General features: G+C 39.0%; 18 protein-coding genes and 1 tRNA gene. 11 read left to right on the top strand and 8 right to left on the bottom strand.

The window, feature by feature from the left end:
- Window positions 1-6: 6 nt before the first annotated feature.
- Window positions 7-2,286 carry a polyribonucleotide nucleotidyltransferase gene (locus AC4IFE_RS10325; RefSeq protein WP_490756836.1) on the bottom strand — a complete coding sequence of 760 codons (2,280 nt, stop codon included), beginning with the start codon at window positions 2,284-2,286 and terminating at the stop codon, window positions 7-9.
- 449 nt (window positions 2,287-2,735) lie between these two features.
- Between AC4IFE_RS10325 and AC4IFE_RS10320 the strand changes: the two genes are divergently transcribed.
- Both AC4IFE_RS10320 and AC4IFE_RS10315 read left to right on the top strand, forming a co-directional pair.
- On the top strand, window positions 2,736-4,157 hold the full coding sequence (locus AC4IFE_RS10320) for a sugar MFS transporter (RefSeq protein WP_490756835.1): 1,422 nt from the start codon (window positions 2,736-2,738) through the stop codon (window positions 4,155-4,157).
- 157 nt (window positions 4,158-4,314) lie between these two features.
- Window positions 4,315-4,683, top strand: coding sequence for a DUF4260 domain-containing protein (locus tag AC4IFE_RS10315; protein WP_490756833.1), 369 nt, complete (start codon window positions 4,315-4,317; stop codon window positions 4,681-4,683).
- Window positions 4,684-4,731: 48 nt separating this feature from the next.
- On the opposite strand, the gene rpsO is transcribed toward AC4IFE_RS10315, so the two are convergent.
- Window positions 4,732-5,001 (bottom strand): 30S ribosomal protein S15, encoded by a 270-nt coding sequence (rpsO, locus tag AC4IFE_RS10310; protein ID WP_034704056.1) that lies wholly within the window; start codon window positions 4,999-5,001, stop codon window positions 4,732-4,734.
- Between the two features lie 174 nt (window positions 5,002-5,175).
- Here rpsO and AC4IFE_RS10305 point away from each other — a divergent pair, with 174 nt between their 5' ends.
- From AC4IFE_RS10305 to AC4IFE_RS10275, 7 genes are all read left to right on the top strand, one after another.
- Entirely contained in the window at window positions 5,176-5,727 is a 552-nt protein-coding gene (locus AC4IFE_RS10305; RefSeq protein ID WP_490756832.1) for a pyruvate decarboxylase, read from the top strand.
- 256 nt (window positions 5,728-5,983) lie between these two features.
- On the top strand, window positions 5,984-6,136 hold the full coding sequence (locus AC4IFE_RS10300; protein ID WP_490756831.1) for a bacteriocin-like protein: 153 nt from the start codon (window positions 5,984-5,986) through the stop codon (window positions 6,134-6,136).
- 37 nt (window positions 6,137-6,173) lie between these two features.
- The gene (locus AC4IFE_RS10295; RefSeq protein ID WP_490756829.1) at window positions 6,174-6,335 is read left to right on the top strand and encodes a bacteriocin-like protein; all 162 of its coding nucleotides are present in this window, start codon (window positions 6,174-6,176) and stop codon (window positions 6,333-6,335) included.
- A 17-nt stretch (window positions 6,336-6,352) separates the two neighbouring features.
- Entirely contained in the window at window positions 6,353-6,496 is a 144-nt protein-coding gene (locus AC4IFE_RS10290; RefSeq protein ID WP_490756827.1) for a bacteriocin-like protein, read from the top strand.
- Window positions 6,497-6,525: 29 nt separating this feature from the next.
- Window positions 6,526-6,690, top strand: coding sequence for a hypothetical protein (locus AC4IFE_RS10285; RefSeq protein ID WP_490756825.1), 165 nt, complete (start codon window positions 6,526-6,528; stop codon window positions 6,688-6,690).
- A 173-nt stretch (window positions 6,691-6,863) separates the two neighbouring features.
- Complete coding sequence (mgtE, locus tag AC4IFE_RS10280) at window positions 6,864-8,186, top strand: magnesium transporter (RefSeq protein WP_490756823.1); 1,323 nt, start codon at window positions 6,864-6,866, stop codon at window positions 8,184-8,186.
- Between the two features lie 22 nt (window positions 8,187-8,208).
- A complete protein-coding gene (locus tag AC4IFE_RS10275; protein ID WP_490756821.1) occupies window positions 8,209-8,946 on the top strand; it encodes an ABC transporter substrate-binding protein in 738 nt (245 codons plus the stop codon).
- 343 nt (window positions 8,947-9,289) lie between these two features.
- On the opposite strand, the gene AC4IFE_RS10270 is transcribed toward AC4IFE_RS10275, so the two are convergent.
- Window positions 9,290-9,739 carry a GAF domain-containing protein gene (locus AC4IFE_RS10270; protein WP_436807145.1) on the bottom strand — a complete coding sequence of 150 codons (450 nt, stop codon included), beginning with the start codon at window positions 9,737-9,739 and terminating at the stop codon, window positions 9,290-9,292.
- A gap of 12 nt (window positions 9,740-9,751) precedes the next feature.
- Window positions 9,752-11,179 (bottom strand): TonB-dependent receptor, encoded by a 1,428-nt coding sequence (locus tag AC4IFE_RS10265; RefSeq protein ID WP_111956088.1) that lies wholly within the window; start codon window positions 11,177-11,179, stop codon window positions 9,752-9,754.
- A 54-nt stretch (window positions 11,180-11,233) separates the two neighbouring features.
- Here AC4IFE_RS10265 and AC4IFE_RS10260 point away from each other — a divergent pair, with 54 nt between their 5' ends.
- Complete coding sequence (locus AC4IFE_RS10260; protein ID WP_490756820.1) at window positions 11,234-12,001, top strand: MBL fold metallo-hydrolase; 768 nt, start codon at window positions 11,234-11,236, stop codon at window positions 11,999-12,001.
- Between the two features lie 68 nt (window positions 12,002-12,069).
- Window positions 12,070-12,149, top strand: a tRNA-Leu gene (locus tag AC4IFE_RS10255).
- Between the two features lie 71 nt (window positions 12,150-12,220).
- Here AC4IFE_RS10255 and AC4IFE_RS10250 read toward each other — a convergent pair.
- From AC4IFE_RS10250 to AC4IFE_RS10235, 4 genes are all read right to left on the bottom strand, one after another.
- On the bottom strand, window positions 12,221-13,477 hold the full coding sequence (locus AC4IFE_RS10250; RefSeq protein ID WP_490756819.1) for a hypothetical protein: 1,257 nt from the start codon (window positions 13,475-13,477) through the stop codon (window positions 12,221-12,223).
- Window positions 13,478-13,719: 242 nt separating this feature from the next.
- Entirely contained in the window at window positions 13,720-14,535 is an 816-nt protein-coding gene (locus tag AC4IFE_RS10245; RefSeq protein ID WP_490756817.1) for a ferritin-like domain-containing protein, read from the bottom strand.
- A 25-nt stretch (window positions 14,536-14,560) separates the two neighbouring features.
- Window positions 14,561-15,271 (bottom strand): ferritin-like domain-containing protein, encoded by a 711-nt coding sequence (locus tag AC4IFE_RS10240; protein WP_490756816.1) that lies wholly within the window; start codon window positions 15,269-15,271, stop codon window positions 14,561-14,563.
- Window positions 15,272-15,355: 84 nt separating this feature from the next.
- Complete coding sequence (locus AC4IFE_RS10235; protein ID WP_490756814.1) at window positions 15,356-15,925, bottom strand: fasciclin domain-containing protein; 570 nt, start codon at window positions 15,923-15,925, stop codon at window positions 15,356-15,358.
- Window positions 15,926-16,100 lie beyond the last annotated feature (175 nt).

Genomic DNA, 16,100 nt, shown 5'->3' with positions numbered 1-16,100 from the left:
TTAATCTTAAGCTTCAGAAGAAGGATTTTGATCTCCGGCAGGTTTTTCCCCTTCCGGTCTTGTATTCTCTTCTCTTCTTGCCGGTCTGTCAGGTCTGCCCTGTCCTTCCGGTCTTCTGTCACCTTGTGGTCTGTCCTGTCCTTCTGGTCTTGGTTTAGACTCAGGTCTTGCAGGTCTTGGTAGAAGAACTTTTCTTGAAAGCTTCATTTTCTTACGGTCATCATAACCCATGAACTTCACCTCTACTTCATCACCTTCGTTATAAGGTACTTTATCCAGACGTGCCCACTCAATTTCAGAAATGTGAAGAAGTCCTTCAGTCCCTTTCGCAATGGCTACGAAAGCTCCGAAATCCATTACTTTCACCACTTTTCCTTGGTACACTTCACCTACTACAGGTACAAACGTAATCTCGTTGATTCTGGCGATCGCTGCATTGATTTTCTCTCTGCTTACACCAGAAATCTCAATTCTTCCGATTTCTCCTACTTCTTCAATAGCAATAACAGTATCTGTATCTTTTTGAAGTTGTTGAATGATTTTTCCACCAGGTCCGATCACAGCACCAATGAAATCTTTAGAGATCTCAAGCATTACCATTTTCGGAGCGTGCGGTTTCACATCTTCTCTTGGAGCAGAAATAGTTTCATTTAGTTTATCTAAGATATGAAGTCTTCCGTTTCTTGCCTGTAGAAGAGCTTTTTCCATGATATCCATAGAAAGCCCCTGGATTTTGATATCCATCTGACAAGCCGTGATACCGTCTGCAGTTCCCGTTACTTTAAAGTCCATATCTCCCAGGTGATCTTCATCTCCTAAGATATCAGAAAGAACAGTGAATTTTCCGGTTTTAACGTCTGTTACCAATCCCATTGCAATACCAGAAACAGGTTTTGCAATCTGAATACCAGCATCCATTAATGCTAAAGTTCCGGCACAAACAGTAGCCATAGAAGATGAACCGTTCGATTCCAAAATATCAGAAACGATACGGATAGTGTAAGGGTTTTCTTCAGGAATCATGTTTGCCAAAGCTCTCTGAGCCAGGTTTCCATGTCCTACTTCTCTTCTTGAAGTTCCTCTTAAAGGTCTTGCTTCACCTGTTGAGAACGGCGGGAAGTTATAATGTAAGAAAAATCTTTCGTCATAGTTTACCATCACGCTGTCTACCATGTTTGCATCTTTCACTGAACCTAGTGTTACAGCTGTTAAAGACTGAGTTTCACCTCTTGTGAAGATTGCAGAACCGTGAGCTCCCGGTAAATAATCAATTTCGCTCCAGATTGGACGAATGGTTTCAGGATCACGACCATCAAGACGGATTTTATCATTCAAAATCATCTGACGCATCGCTTCTTTTTCCACATCGTGGTAATATACTTTAGCGAAAGGGGTTACTCTTTCTAATTCTTCAGCATTATCAACATATTGAGCTAAAAATTCATCCAGAACAGCTTTGAATTTTTCACCTCTTTCTTCTTTTCCTGAAGGAGTTTTCGCTACTTCATATACTTTATCATATGTTTCTTTCCACACTTTCTCACGGATAGCTTCATCGTGATTTTCGTGGCTGTATTCTCTTTTTGGGAAAGATTTACCTACCTTTTCAGCTAATCTTTCCTGAGCTTCAACTTGTTTTTTAATTTCTACGTGAGCGAATTGGATAGCTTCAAGCATTTCCTGCTCAGAAATTTCTTTCATCTCTCCCTCTACCATTACGATAGAATCTTTGGTTGCTCCTACCATGATGTCTAGGTCAGCAATTTTAAGATCTTCAAATTTAGGGTTGATAGAAAGCTCGCCATCAATTCTTACCACTCTTACTTCAGACATTGGCCCGTTGAAAGGAATATCTGTAATAGCGATAGCGGCAGAAGCGGCAAGACCTGCTAAATCATCAGGAATTGACTGTCCGTCATAAGAAATTAATGAAATCATTACCTGAACTTCAGCATGGAAATCTTCAGGGAATAATGGTCTAAGAACTCTGTCTACCAAACGCATTGTCAGGATTTCCTGATCTGACGGTCTGGCTTCTCTTCTGAAAAAGTTTCCAGGAATTTTTCCTCCTGCGTAGAATTTTTCTCTGTAATCTACAGTTAAGGGTAGGAAATCTACTCCTTCTTTTGCTTCTTTACTGGCTACAACAGTTGCTAAAAGCATTGTTCCGCCCATTTTTACGACTACAGAACCATCAGCCTGTTTTGCTAATTTTCCTGTTTCAATTGTGATTTCTCTGCCGTCTGCAAGAATAATCGTTTCTGTAATTGCTTGAGGTATACTCATAAATTGTTTTGTGTTGCACTCCGTATTGAGTGCTTTAATTATTGATATTTCGTCTAAATTTTCGTGTGCAAATATACCATATAATAATGAGATATTAAATTTTCAGTCTCAGAAATGCTGCTCAGAATCATAAGATATCCCTTCCTTTTTTGTCAAAGATGTAAAATTACTGACGGTATGTTTAACCTATTCATTATTCAGAATGACAAAAAATATTTTTTTTAAAGAAAATTGATTATTAAATCCTGTTGTTTTCGTATTATTGTCTCAAAAAGTGCAAATAATATTTCTGCAGCAATAGATACATTTTATCTAAAGAAAAGTCATCTGAAAAGTTGCAGAAAAACAGGTCACTGGCTTATATTTGCCATGCTTCTCAAAATATGTATGCAGCAGACGAAACAACTGAAAAGGGCTTAACCGTTCTTTTTCAAATTAAATAAATGTTTATGATCAATAAAGAAGTAAAAACACAGAGCAGGAATTATACGGTTCCTTTAATCACGATCACCCTGCTCTTTTTTATGTGGGGATTCATCACCTGTATGAATGATATCCTGATCCCCTATCTGAAACAGCTTTTCAAACTCACTTTTTTCGAATCCATGCTGGTACAGTTCTGTTTTTTCGGAGCGTATTTTATCGGTTCACTGATCTATTTCCTGATCTCTATTACAAAAGGAGATCCTATTAATAAGGCAGGGTACAAAAAGGGAATCATGTTCGGTATATTTCTGGCTGCCTTTGGGTGTGTCTTATTTTATCCGGCAGCGACTTTTTCTTATTACCCTTTATTTCTTGGAGCCCTGTTTATTCTGGGATTAGGTTTTACCGTGCTTCAGATAACGGCCAACGCCTATGTTTCATTACTCGGCAGCGAAGAATCAGCTTCCAGCAGACTGAATATGACTCAGGCCTTCAATGCCTTCGGAACCACAATTGCACCGGTTCTTGGAGGTCACCTGATCTTTGAATTTTTCTCAGCTCCGGACGGCTCGTTCAGTGCAGTCGCTACCAGAATTCCTTACCTGATCTTTGCAGGCATTCTTCTATTGGTGGCATTACTTATTTCCCGGGTGAAACTGCCTTCTTTCCAGACCCAGGAAGAAGAGATCGTAAAAGGATGGGGCGCTCTTCAGTTCAGTCACCTGAAATTCGGCGTTTTTGCCATGTTCTGCTATGTGGGCGGAGAAGTGGCGGTAGGAAGCTTTATCATCAGCTTTCTGGAACAGCCTCAGATCATGGGTTTTAATGAGATCATCAGCAAAAATTATCTTTCACTTTATTGGGGTGGTGCGATGATCGGACGTTTTCTTGGGGCCATTTCTTTAAACCAGTCATTAAGCCAGGGAAAAAAAGCAATCTATATGCTGGGTGCAGCAGCTGCTGTTTTCCTGGTCATTTTCAGTATCGTAGACCTGAGCTTTGCACAAATCAGCTTTTTCCTTGTATTTATTGTACTTAACTTTATTGCTTTCTTTATCGGTAAAGCAGCTCCGGCAAGGACATTATCTATTTTTGCGGCCATTAATGTCATTCTCCTAATTTCTGCAATGGTTAATCACGGTGAACTGGCGATGTACAGCATTTTAGGAATAGGAATCTTTAACTCAATCATGTTTTCCAATATTTATACGCTGGCTATTTCCGGTTTAGGCAAATATACCAGCCAGGGATCTTCTTTGGTGGTAATGGCTATATTGGGAGGTGCTATTGTTCCTATTTTTCAGGGTTATCTTGCCGATCAGCTGGGGGTACAGCATTCATTTATTATTCCTGTCTTCTGTTATCTGGTGATTTTAATCTTTGGGGCATACTGTTCTAAATATTTAGGGCATGTAGAAAGCACTGAAGCAAAATCGGGACATTAAGAATTATTTGACACAGAACCTAATTAACCTGAGTTCGGGTTAATTCATAATTTAAAGTGGGATGTTTAAAAACGTCTCACTTTTGTTTTTAAATCCACCTTAAGATGTAACTTTTACACTAAGTCAGACACTTATGGGGATAATCAATACTTTTGTTATGAAGATTCAATTACAGCTGGAATACTTTGCTTTTTTGTTATTGGGAATATTTGCTTTTGGGCAGACAGGGCTATCCTGGTGGTGGTTTGCCGGATTATTTCTGGCACCGGATATTTCTATGTTGGGGTATGTTTTCAATAATAAAACGGGGGCGTTTTTTTACAACCTGTTTCATCATCTTGGATTGGCTGCCGTTATATACCTTGCCGGGACCGCCCTTTCTCTTCCCTATCTCCAAATGGCAGGTGCCATACTGTTTGCCCATTCGGCATTTGACAGAATATTGGGTTATGGACTGAAATATCCGGATAACTTTCAGAATACACATCTTGGGAAAATTGGAAAAGACCGGAAAGCAGGGGCATAAAAAAAGCAACTCCTCTCGAAGTTGCTTTTATTTGAAAATCTCTGTAGATTATTTTCTTAAACCTAGTTCAGCGATAATAGCTCTGTATCTTGTAATATCTTTTTTCTTAAGATAATCCAATAAGCTTTTTCTTTTACCTACCAATTTCACTAGAGATCTCTCTGTGTTGAAATCGTGACGGTTAGCCTTTAAATGCTGAGATAAGTGGTTGATTCTGAAAGTGAAAAGAGCTACTTGTCCTTCAGCACTTCCTGTGTCCTGTGCAGATTTTCCATGTTTTGCGAAAATTTCTGCTTTTTTTTCTGTTGTTAAGTACATTCCAATATTGTTTAATGATTATTATGTAACGGGTGCAAAATTACGACTATTTTTTGATTCTGCAAACATTATCGATTTCATTTATTGAATTTGATAGAAAAAAATGTTAAAAATTTCTTAATAAATTGTATGCCATCCGATGAAAAGGCAGTAATTTTGCATACGTATTACACAATGAGAAAAATTATATTCTTTACAGCTCTTGGAACTTTTTTACTGGTCGGTGCTATTTCGGTAAAAGCGCAGAAAAATGCCGACAACAAAACAAAAAAAATCCTATACTTCAATCCTGAGGTAGAACCTGATATTGAGGAAATCAAAGAGCCTACAAACCTGGCGTTCTTCAGTGCCGTTTCCGATAATTTCAGCGGGAGAAAGAATAAAGTACTCAGAGCCGAAGTGCAGATCCCTTTTGACAGCGTTGAAAAACAAACCATCACCGATTACTGTGTCAATAACGACGCTGATTTTGCTATTGTTCCCAAAGTAAGGTATTTCAAAGTAGGCATCGGTAAATATGTGTTTTCCAACCAGGTTGTAGTAAGTATGAAACTTTTTGATGCAGGAGGAAATCTGGTTACAGAAACAGATTATGACACCTACCGGAAAAATATGCGCCTTTTAGGTTCTACCGAAAATTCTATTAAAATAGGAACTGACGGTGCGATCAAGGGGATTTTGAAAAAACTCAGAAAACTTAAATCCGGGGCTGGAGCAGAGCTTTAAAGGGGAATGGTGAATTTTGCTTCGCAAGTTAATGGTCAATTATTACTGTCAAAAAAATTCACTCATTGACGATTCCCAATTCTCAATTTACGATCTACCCACCTTTCTTTAACAAGTATATTTTTTCAACTATATTTTTTCAATAAAATTAAAAAAACCTTCAAATACTCTGATTACTAGTTAAATATTTTCATCACATAGTGAATAATATAATATTTTTTACTATTTTAGTTTTACAAATTAAAACTTATATAATATGAAAAATTTAAAGAAGCTCAACAGAGAGCAACAGAAACAAATTAATGGAGGTGCTATTAACAGATGCAACAATATCAACAGACCCTGCTCTATAGGATGGTGCTGTAACGGAATATGCTCACCTCACGCATGTATTGATCCTGAACTTTAAGTACCAGATCTTTATCTTAATGATTAAATCTATTGATATGAAAAATCTAAAGAAATTAAACAGAGAACAGCAAAGCCAGATCAATGGCGGGACTATCGCAAGATGCAGTTTAACCAGACCATGTACCGTTGGATGGTGTGTGATGGAGTATGTAGCCCACAAGCATGTATTGAATTCTAATAGTCTTAACTTTTATTGAATTAAAAAATATCTATCATGAAAAATTTAAAGAAACTCAACAGAGACCAGCAAAGAAAAATCAACGGAGGAGCTATTGAAAGATGCAGCGCAACCAGACCATGTTTTATTGGTTTCTGCTGCAGGGGAGTGTGCATGGAATATGACTGTATTGAAGAATAAATCAGTTTTTTACTTAATACAAAATATCCATGAAAAATATAAAAAAACTCACCAGGAAAGAACAGCTGACGATCAGCGGCAGCGGACTGGGCAAAAAATGCCAGGACCACACTCAGTGTGGATTTGGGGAATGCTGTGACGGAGGCATGTGTATGCCCTCTCCTTACCCTTTATGCGGACCTATTCTTGAATAATATAGGTATTTATGAATTAAATTTAATTTTTGAACATCCGCTCCGGCGGGTGTTTTTTGTTTCCAGAAAAACGTTCTAACTGATTTTAAGCTTTAATTAATCCTTAATTTTGCCGCTTTCCTTCATAGTCTTAAATTTTTGAATTATTTTTGCATATCCAAAAAATTCACGTTTTGAATTCCAGAGACGAACTTATCTTTAATCCTGCCGATATCGCCGAAACTCTCAGCAACCTTCCTGCTGATGAGAGGCTTTTGGCATTTTTAAAAGTTCCGAAAGAATATAAAGCGGAAGTTTTTTCCCATCTTGATCCTGATTTCCAGGAAGAAACGATCAGAAGTATCGGAAGCGAAGAAGTTTCCGAGATCCTGAACGGAATGACTCCGGATGACAGAACCTCTCTTTTCGAGGACTTTCCGGATGAGCTGATCAAGTATTCCATCAATCATCTTAATCCCCAGGAAAGAAGGATTGCCCTGAAGCTTCTTGGGTATGACTCAGATTCTATTGCCCGTCTGATGACGCCTTACTACATTCAGATCCGTAAAGAATGGACGGTAAAAAGATGTCTTCAGCAGATCAAAAAGGTTGGCAAAAGAGTGGAAACAATGAACCATCTGTATGTAGTGGATGAAAGAAACCGCCTGATTGATGATATTGCTTTAGGAAGCCTGCTTTTGGCAGAAGAGGATACTTTGATATCGGATATGACCGACAATCATTTCGTGGCGATAACAACGACCACTTCAAAAGAAGATGCGGTAACTTATTTTGAAAAATATGACCGGACTGCTCTTCCCATCATTACAGAAGCCGGCGTTCTTGTAGGTATTGTAACGATTGATGACATCCTCGATCAGATCGAACAGCAGAATACGGAAGATATTCAGAAATTCGGGGGTCTTGAAGCGTTAGATGATCCATATACGCAGACTTCTCTGATGGAAATGATCAAAAAGAGGGGTACGTGGCTGATTATTCTTTTCTTTTCTGAAATGCTGACTGCTTCAGCGATGGGCTATTTTGAGGATGAGATTCAGAAAGCTGTTGTATTGGCCTTATTTGTTCCGCTAATTATTTCCAGTGGAGGAAATTCCGGCTCCCAGGCAGCAACTCTTATTATCCGGGCAATGGCTCTTCAGGAAATTGGTCTGAAAGACTGGTGGTATGTCATGAAAAAAGAAATCTTTACCGGGCTCGCTCTGGGTGGTATTCTTGGTGTGATCGGCTTTTTAAGGATTATGGTATGGCACGAAGCAGGATTCTTCAATTATGGAATGTACTGGCCATACGTAGGTTTAAGTGTTGGTGTTTCTCTCGTGATGATTGTTCTTTGGGGAACGCTCTCAGGATCCATGGTTCCTTTTATTCTGAAAAAGCTGAACCTAGACCCTGCTACTTCTTCCGCCCCATTTGTGGCCACTCTGGTAGATGTTACCGGGCTTATTATTTATTTTTCTGTAGCCGGGCTTTTCCTGACAGGAAAACTTTTGTAATTTAGGCAGAGAAAGTCTGAATATGAAAGTTGTTTCTTTAGTTCCCTCTATTACAGAGGCGTTATTTGATCTTGGTCTTAGTGAAAATGAAGTGATCGGGAGAACAAAATTCTGCATCCACCCTGAAAACAAAGTGAAAAATGTCCCGGTCATCGGCGGAACAAAAAATATCAATATTGATAAGATCAGGGCATTGCAGCCGGATCTCATTCTGGCCAATAAAGAAGAAAACATCAAAGAGCAGGTAGAAGCACTGATGGATGATTTTAAAGTGATTGTAACCAATGTGGAAACCATTGAAGATAATTATTACCTTCTTAAAACACTCGGAAATCTTTTTAATAAAGAAGAAAGGGCACAACAGTTCAATCTTAAGATTTATGAGGTTCTGGAACAGGCCAAACTCAATGCAACAGTAAAAGCAGCTTATCTCATCTGGAAAAATCCTTATATGACCATCGGTTCGGATACTTTTATACACAAAATCCTGTCAGAGATCGGTTTTGAAAATATTTTCAAAAACAGAACCCGTTATCCTGAGATTCAAATGGAAGATCTTGCCGAAGCGGAAGTCATTATGCTTTCTTCGGAGCCCTTCCCTTTTAAAGAAAAGCATATTGAGGAAATGAAAGCATTTTATCCTGACAAAAAAATTATGATTGTGGATGGAGAGGCATTTTCGTGGTACGGAACGCATATCGCAAAATGCGGAGATTATTTTAAAGAATTATTAGCTGAAATTCATGCGATGCAGCGTTGATTTTTTTAACCACAAAAGGAGCAAAAGTTTTTAAACACTTAAGTTTTATAAGTTTTGATATATAAACTGCATAGAAGAGCACATAAGTTCTCTGAAAATCTCTGATTTTCATACTGGCAAAAATTTGTCTGAGGGATCAAATTCCCCTCCTCCGGAGGGGTGGTGAAAATTCAAAGAATTTTTGACGGGGTGGTCAAAAAAATACTCCATATTTATCTCAGAAATCTCTTGAACCAGCTAATTGGTGGCTTCGAGAGCCTCAGCCACCAATTGTATTTAAATGCAACAAAAAAGCCCCGATTTACACCGGAGCTTATATTTATATTTCGAATTGAAATTCCAATTACAAAATTTTGGACACTTCATTACAAAGCCATTCCAAAAGTTCACGGTCCTCAGCAGTAAATGGGTCTACAGTATGGGAATCAATATCGATCTGACCAACATTCTGGCCATCTTTGAAAATCGGTACTACTATCTCAGCTTTCGTATCAATAGAGCAGCTCAGGTAATTGCTTTCCTGGTGAACATCCGGAACTACGAATGTTTCATTGGAAACAGCAACCTGTCCGCAGATTCCTTTTCCGTAAGGAATAATAGTATGATCGGTAGGTGCACCCACATACGGTCCTAATTTCAACTCATCCTTATCTCCGTTTTTAAAATAGAATCCTGTCCAGTTGAAGTAGGAAATTTCCTGATCCAACAGGTGACACACTTTCTGAAGCTTTTCCTCTGTATTATGTTTTGGACTTTCAAGAATGGAAGAAAGTCTTTTTTTTATTTCTGACATTTTATTTTGTTTTTAGGAGAATTGTTTAAAGGAAAGCTCTTCTTTATAGCCGAACATTCCACGTTCTTTTATCATTTCTGCCACACCTTCAGGAACCTGGTTTTCCCAGCCTTTAACGCAGCATGCAATCTTTCTTAATATTTCTCTGGAATAAATTTCCAGGAATTCCGGATTATGATTGGTAATATCTACAATACGGTTATTGTGCTTGAAATATTTGTAAAGCTCTTTTAAATTTTCTTCTACTTTAAGGTTTGAAGAATCCAGCAATTCATGGGTTTCAGGATCTTTATAAGGGTAAAGATACACCCTCATCCCGTTTCTGAAGAACTTTCCGAATGCTTCAAGAATTCCACCTGAAAGATCTTTATAATATTTCTCATCAAATACCATCAGAAGGTTATTCACACCCATTGCAACACCGATATCACCGCTTGTATAGGACGCAAAATAATCGATCAGCCTGTAATATTCCGAGAAGTTGGAAATAATAACGGTATATCCCAGTTTACCAAGAATATCCACCCTGTCCATAAAATCTCTCTCATCAATATCCCCATCCGCCCTGAGGTTTGAAATGGTAATCTCAATAAGGACTTCTGTTTCTTCATGGGTACAGGTTGCATCTTTCTGGAACATCTCGAGGCCGTTTTTAAGCATATCGATGTTCACTTTTGTTACGGGCCTGAAACTCCCTCTTACCGCGAATATATTTTTCTTGTATAAAACATCGGCAGGCAGCATATTGCTTCCCTGGGAATTGAAAATCACCGCATCTGTCATTCCATGCTTCACAAGCTGCAGCGACATTAGCCTGTTGTCCACATAATCGAAAGCAGGACCGCTGAAATCGATCATATCAATTTCAAGGCCGTCTTTTGCAATATCGTCGTATAAAGATTCGATTAAATTTCTGGGATTGTCATAGTAATGGAAAGCTCCGAAGATCAGGTTTACTCCAAGGTTTCCTAAGGTTTCCTGCTGTAAGGTAGCATCATTTTCCTTAAATTTTACGTGGATCACGATCTCATTATAATCTTCGTTTTCCTTTGTCTGGAAACGGATTCCAACCCATCCGTGGCCTTTAAGCGTCTTATCAAAATTAATGGTAGTTACCGTATTCGCATAAGAGAAAAATTTTCTATTAGGGTTATTTTCCCTTGAAATTCTTTCTTCAATTAACGCAACTTCATAACGGAGCATTTTACGGAGTCTGTTCTGTGTAACATACCTGTTTTTTGCTTCTTTTCCGTAAATGGCATCACTGAAATCCTTGTCATAAGCAGACATCGCCTTAGCAATTGTACCGGAAGCCCCTCCTGCTCTAAAAAAGTGACGAACAGTCTCCTGCCCTGCTCCAATCTCTGCGAAAGTACCATAAATAGTAGGATCTAGATTAATTGTTAATGCTTTTTGTTTAGGAGTTAATTTCTGATACATTAGGACGTAAAATTTTTCGTAAATTTACCAAAATTAAACCAACCTCAAAAGAAAATGAAGTTGAAATTTTTAGGAACCGGTACTTCTCAGGGTGTGCCCGTTATAGGCTGTACATGCGAAGTATGTACTTCCAAAAATCCCAAAGACAAACGTTTCCGCTCTTCAGTAATGATTACTACTGAGGAAAGTAAAAAAATACTTATCGACTGCGGGCCGGATTTCAGGGAACAAATGCTTCTTAACCACGAAAACACTGTAGATATTGCTCTTCTTACCCATGAGCATAATGACCATGTGATCGGTCTTGATGATATGCGTCCGCTGATCTTTAAGAGCGGGAAAAATATGCCGATCTACTGTTACAAAAGGGTTGGACATGAGATTAAAAACCGTTTCCCCTATGCTTTCGCCGATGTAAGATATCCGGGAGCTCCGGCTTTTGATCTCCACGAAATTGAAAACAGGCCTTTCCGTGTTTTAGACACCGAAATCACGCCTGTTGAAGTGATCCATTATGAAATTACGGTTTTCGGATATAAATTTAAAAACCTTGCCTACATTACCGATGCCAATTTTATTTCGGATATAGAAAAGGAGAAACTGCAGAATCTGGATGTGCTGGTTTTAAACTGCATCAGAAAATTCGATCCGCATCCTGCCCATTTTATTCTTCCTGACGTCATTGCCCTGTTTAAGGAACTTAAGCCTAAAAAATTATTTTTAACACACATCAGTCACCATCTGGGTTTGCATGATATTGAAGATAAGGATCTTCCGGAAGGAATACACCTGGCTTATGATGGTTTGGAGATAGAATTTTAAAATTTTTCTCTTAAAAAGCTTTTGAACATTAAAAAAAGTTTCTATATTTGCACACCAATTTAACATATGCCCGGATGGCGGAATTGGTAGACGCGCTGGTCTCAAACACCAGTGGGAAACCGTGCCGGTTCGAGCCCGGCTCCGGGTACTAAAAACCTCTGAAATCATTTGATTCTCAGGGGTTTTTCATTAAATTAAAAAATAAGTTTTTCCTGCAAATCACCATTTTATTTTCGGCAGTACTTTTTTTATTTCCTTTCCGATATTATTTCCTGCTTTTTCCAGCTCGTTTCCAACATTGGTAAAGACCTTTACCACTTCGTGGTTTTTACCCGGACCATACTGAATGTCGTGAACTGTATTATTCCATGTTTTTACGATGTCATTATTTGGGCCAAACTGATTCTGCAGCTCGGAACCAATTTTATTCAAACCTTTTATAATGTCATTATTTTTACCAAAACAGCCGGAATCACCTCCCACACCAATGGTAAGGCATTTATCCAGTTCCCTGGACATGAGCTGCCCGCCGGCACAGCCGGCAAAAACATAAGGCTGTCCGCCTGACGTCACAGCACACTGCACTACGATCTGGGCTTCTGTATTCATATTAAGTCTGCTTGCTCCATAGCACATAGCGGTATTCATAAAGTTCACCTGTCCAAAACTGCCCTGCTGCTGCACGCAGGAAAGAAGCTTCTGAAGCTCAGGATCCGAGGATTCGCCTGCCAGACACAACGGATATTTACTATAGTCATTTCCATAGTGCTTATAACATTTCAGCAGAGATGCAGATATTCTTCTTTCATTTGTCCCTCCCATAGTGCCAACAAGACATAAAGCCTGCTCTTCCGGTGTTGAAGCATTTTTAACACAGTTATAAATTTCATTCTCTTTTTTTCCGGCCATATTTTCAATCATGCAGTCACCAAATTTCTGTTTGTCCAGGGTGCCATTAAAACCAACTGACCGGTCGTAACAGTTTTTAGCGGTCTGCTCGTTTGTAATCATCAGGTCACCATACGGATTCTTTATGTCTATAACCTGCTCCGGTAAAGGCTGAAAACCGTTCGCTGTCTGAATACCGACATTAGGGCTGTATACCGGCGGAACATAATTAATCATTGGATTTGGTGGCGGCTGAATGTCTGAATAACCAATAATTCTGGCTCCCTGGATATAATCAATCTCAATAACATTCCTGTTGTAATCCAGGAAAAAAGCTTTTTGGTGCGGATTGGCAGCGGGCAGCCTCAAATACATCATTCCGGATGGATCACGATACGCCAGGCCTCTATTCATGGGATTACCATCCTGTACCGTCATCCCGTCACTGTACAGAACAAAGCTCTGCTGGTGCGCCTGGTCATAAATACGGCCAACAGGTACCGGAGGCTGTGAATACAGGCTGGTAAACAGAGTGAGCAGGAAAAAGCTCACGAGAATCTTCAGACTTTTTAAATGTAGTGTTTTCATGGTAATTTTGTTTTTATTAGCAGTATGAGTACAAATCAAATTCTACAGTAGGCTCTTCGGCAGAAATGCCGTTGGTATACTGTTTATACTATTAATTTCATAGTAAAGCTGGTGATAAAAACAAAGCAGGTCAATTACACTTTTGGGTAATATTTTTCTATAATTAAGATTAATAATTAAAAAAATCCTATCCTCAGAAATTTTCTAAGGATAGGACTCACACCTAAATAATAAAAATTATCTCAGACAATAAACAGACCTGCAATTGCCTGAGCTTCACTTCCTGTTAAAATTTCATCATAAGCTGCAGATCCTGCAGCAGCTCCAAAAGCAGTACCGGTATTGAATCCGGCCTGATTCACATTGTCTTCACCGGCATAGACAGCATTGGTAGCAGAAGGCATGTTTCCTCCGTTGGCCAGCTCTATCCAGCCTTTATTGGCTCTCATTCTTCTCACCTGCGAAGCATGTCTGGCTTCTACTGAATGTATCTGTAATGCGGCCTGCAAAACTGCTTTGTTAGCCATCACATTTCCAGCCTGTCCCTTATAAGCACGAACCCCGGTATCTTCAAAAGCCTGTGCCAAAACAAGAAATTGATTATAATCTGTAAAAGGCATAAAAGCCCCGCCAGCGGTAAAATCAAAAGTGGGTTTTGCTCCCGGAGTCTCTCCCAAAGATGTCAGTGTACTTTTCAGAAATGTAACATGAGCCGATTCATGCTTTGAGATCTGCATGAATACTGGCCGGTCTGAATTAGGAATCAGGCCGGGTACAGCCAGTCCCATTGCGTAATATTCATTTTCCAGATATTCCAGAACTAATGCCAGCTGCAAAGCATCCGTCAAAGCATTTTTAAAAACACTTACGGGAACTGTTTTATCTGAAGTTTCAGCTTTAGCAGGGGTTGCCATTAAGGTGCCCAATCCAAGCGGAATAGAGGCCACCGCTGCTTTTTTACCAAACGATGAAATATTGGTAATCGTTTCTAATCTTGTCGCTTCTGTGGTAAAAAATTTATCATTAGAAAGCTTATCGAGTAATTTAAGAATGTTCATAACTGTAGATTTTGAAAATGGGTAATTAGCTGATTCCTCTTTCTTTCCATGTGAAAGGAGTTTTTATAAATCCTCCTGCTGCCATCACGATGTCTTTAGGCTCTTTGGCAAGATCCAGTCCGTTGGCATCAATCACGTCATCACCTGAAAAGTCTGTAGATCCGGGATTAATGATATTCCTGATCGCAGAGGCATGTCGCGCTTCTACAGAAACGATTTTTCCTGCAATAACCAAATAGGCAGGATTGGCAATGTATTTTCCCGCACCGTTGTAGGCAGCCACCCCTGTATCTTCCAGGGCTTTTGCTGTCGCCAGAACGGAATTTCTGTTATTAAAATTCACATTGGGATACTGAAATTCCAGTGTGGGTAAAACATTCATCGTAGCACCGGTGATAGCCGTTTTAAAAAAATCACGGTGAATGACTTCATGATGATAAAGGTCTGTAAAGATCTCTTTTTCGGCACTTGAAATCCCTGAGTAAAAGTTATTGACTACTTTTGTATAAAAATCTGCCTCCAACTGTTCCAATGCATACGCATAATTCAAGACTCCGACATCTCCGGTACCCAGGTCAAAGACCTGACCGTTACCTGAAAATTCGAAATCATCGTCGTCACAACCAATCAGCGCAAGTCCTGCCATTGCCAGTCCTATACCGCCCAGTTTCAAAAAATTTCTTCTGCTTGTATCCAGAGTTGCTCCCTGGTTAGAAACATTAATTGTTTTTTTCATAATATTATTAGGTTAAAGTGTTTTATGATTCTCAAAAGAGGAAAAAAACAGCATAAAAAATTATGCTGTTTGAAAACTAAAACATTACGGCATCAAGACCGTATCAATCACATGGATCACACCATTTGACTGATTCACATCAGCTATCGTCACTTTTGCACTATTTCCTTTAGCATCCTGTACATAAAGATCTTTTCCTTTTGTCCAGAAGGTAAGCCCTTCCCCTTCTACCGTTTTCATCATACTTTTACCCTTTCCGGCTTTCACTGCAGCCCAGATGTCTTTAGCACTGTATTTTCCGGCAAGCACGTGATAGGTTAAGATCTTTGTAAGCATTTCCTTATTTTCAGGTTTTACCAGAGTTTCCACAGTTCCTTTGGGAAGTTTCCCAAAGGCTGCGTCCGTAGGGGCAAGCACTGTAAAAGGTCCTGCTCCCTGCAGCGTTTCTACAAGACCGGCTGCTTTTACTGCTGCTACCAAAGTTTTGTGATCTTTGGAGTTAACAGCGTTTTCAATAATATTTTTAGATGGATACATCAGCGCTCCGCCTACCATTACTGTTTTTTCTTTCACCATCTGTGCAGTTACCTTCCCGCTGAAAGCGAATGATAAAACGATCATTCCTAAAACTGCAATTTTTGAGTTTGTGTTCATTTTGTTGTTTTTTTTAATTAATATTTATTTAGTTTGTGTTCTTAGAATCATTTACGAGGCGGTTTTTGTTTTGGATTTAAAAAAATTGATTTTTTATTAAAAACTTAGAACCTGTTAGATCTTTCGGAATCCAAAACTAATTGAGACATAGGGAATCAGACAGATCCGTTGAAAA

It is taken from the genome of Chryseobacterium sp. UF-81 (assembly GCF_058245105.1).
This window is presented reverse-complemented; position numbering and strand designations above follow the sequence as displayed.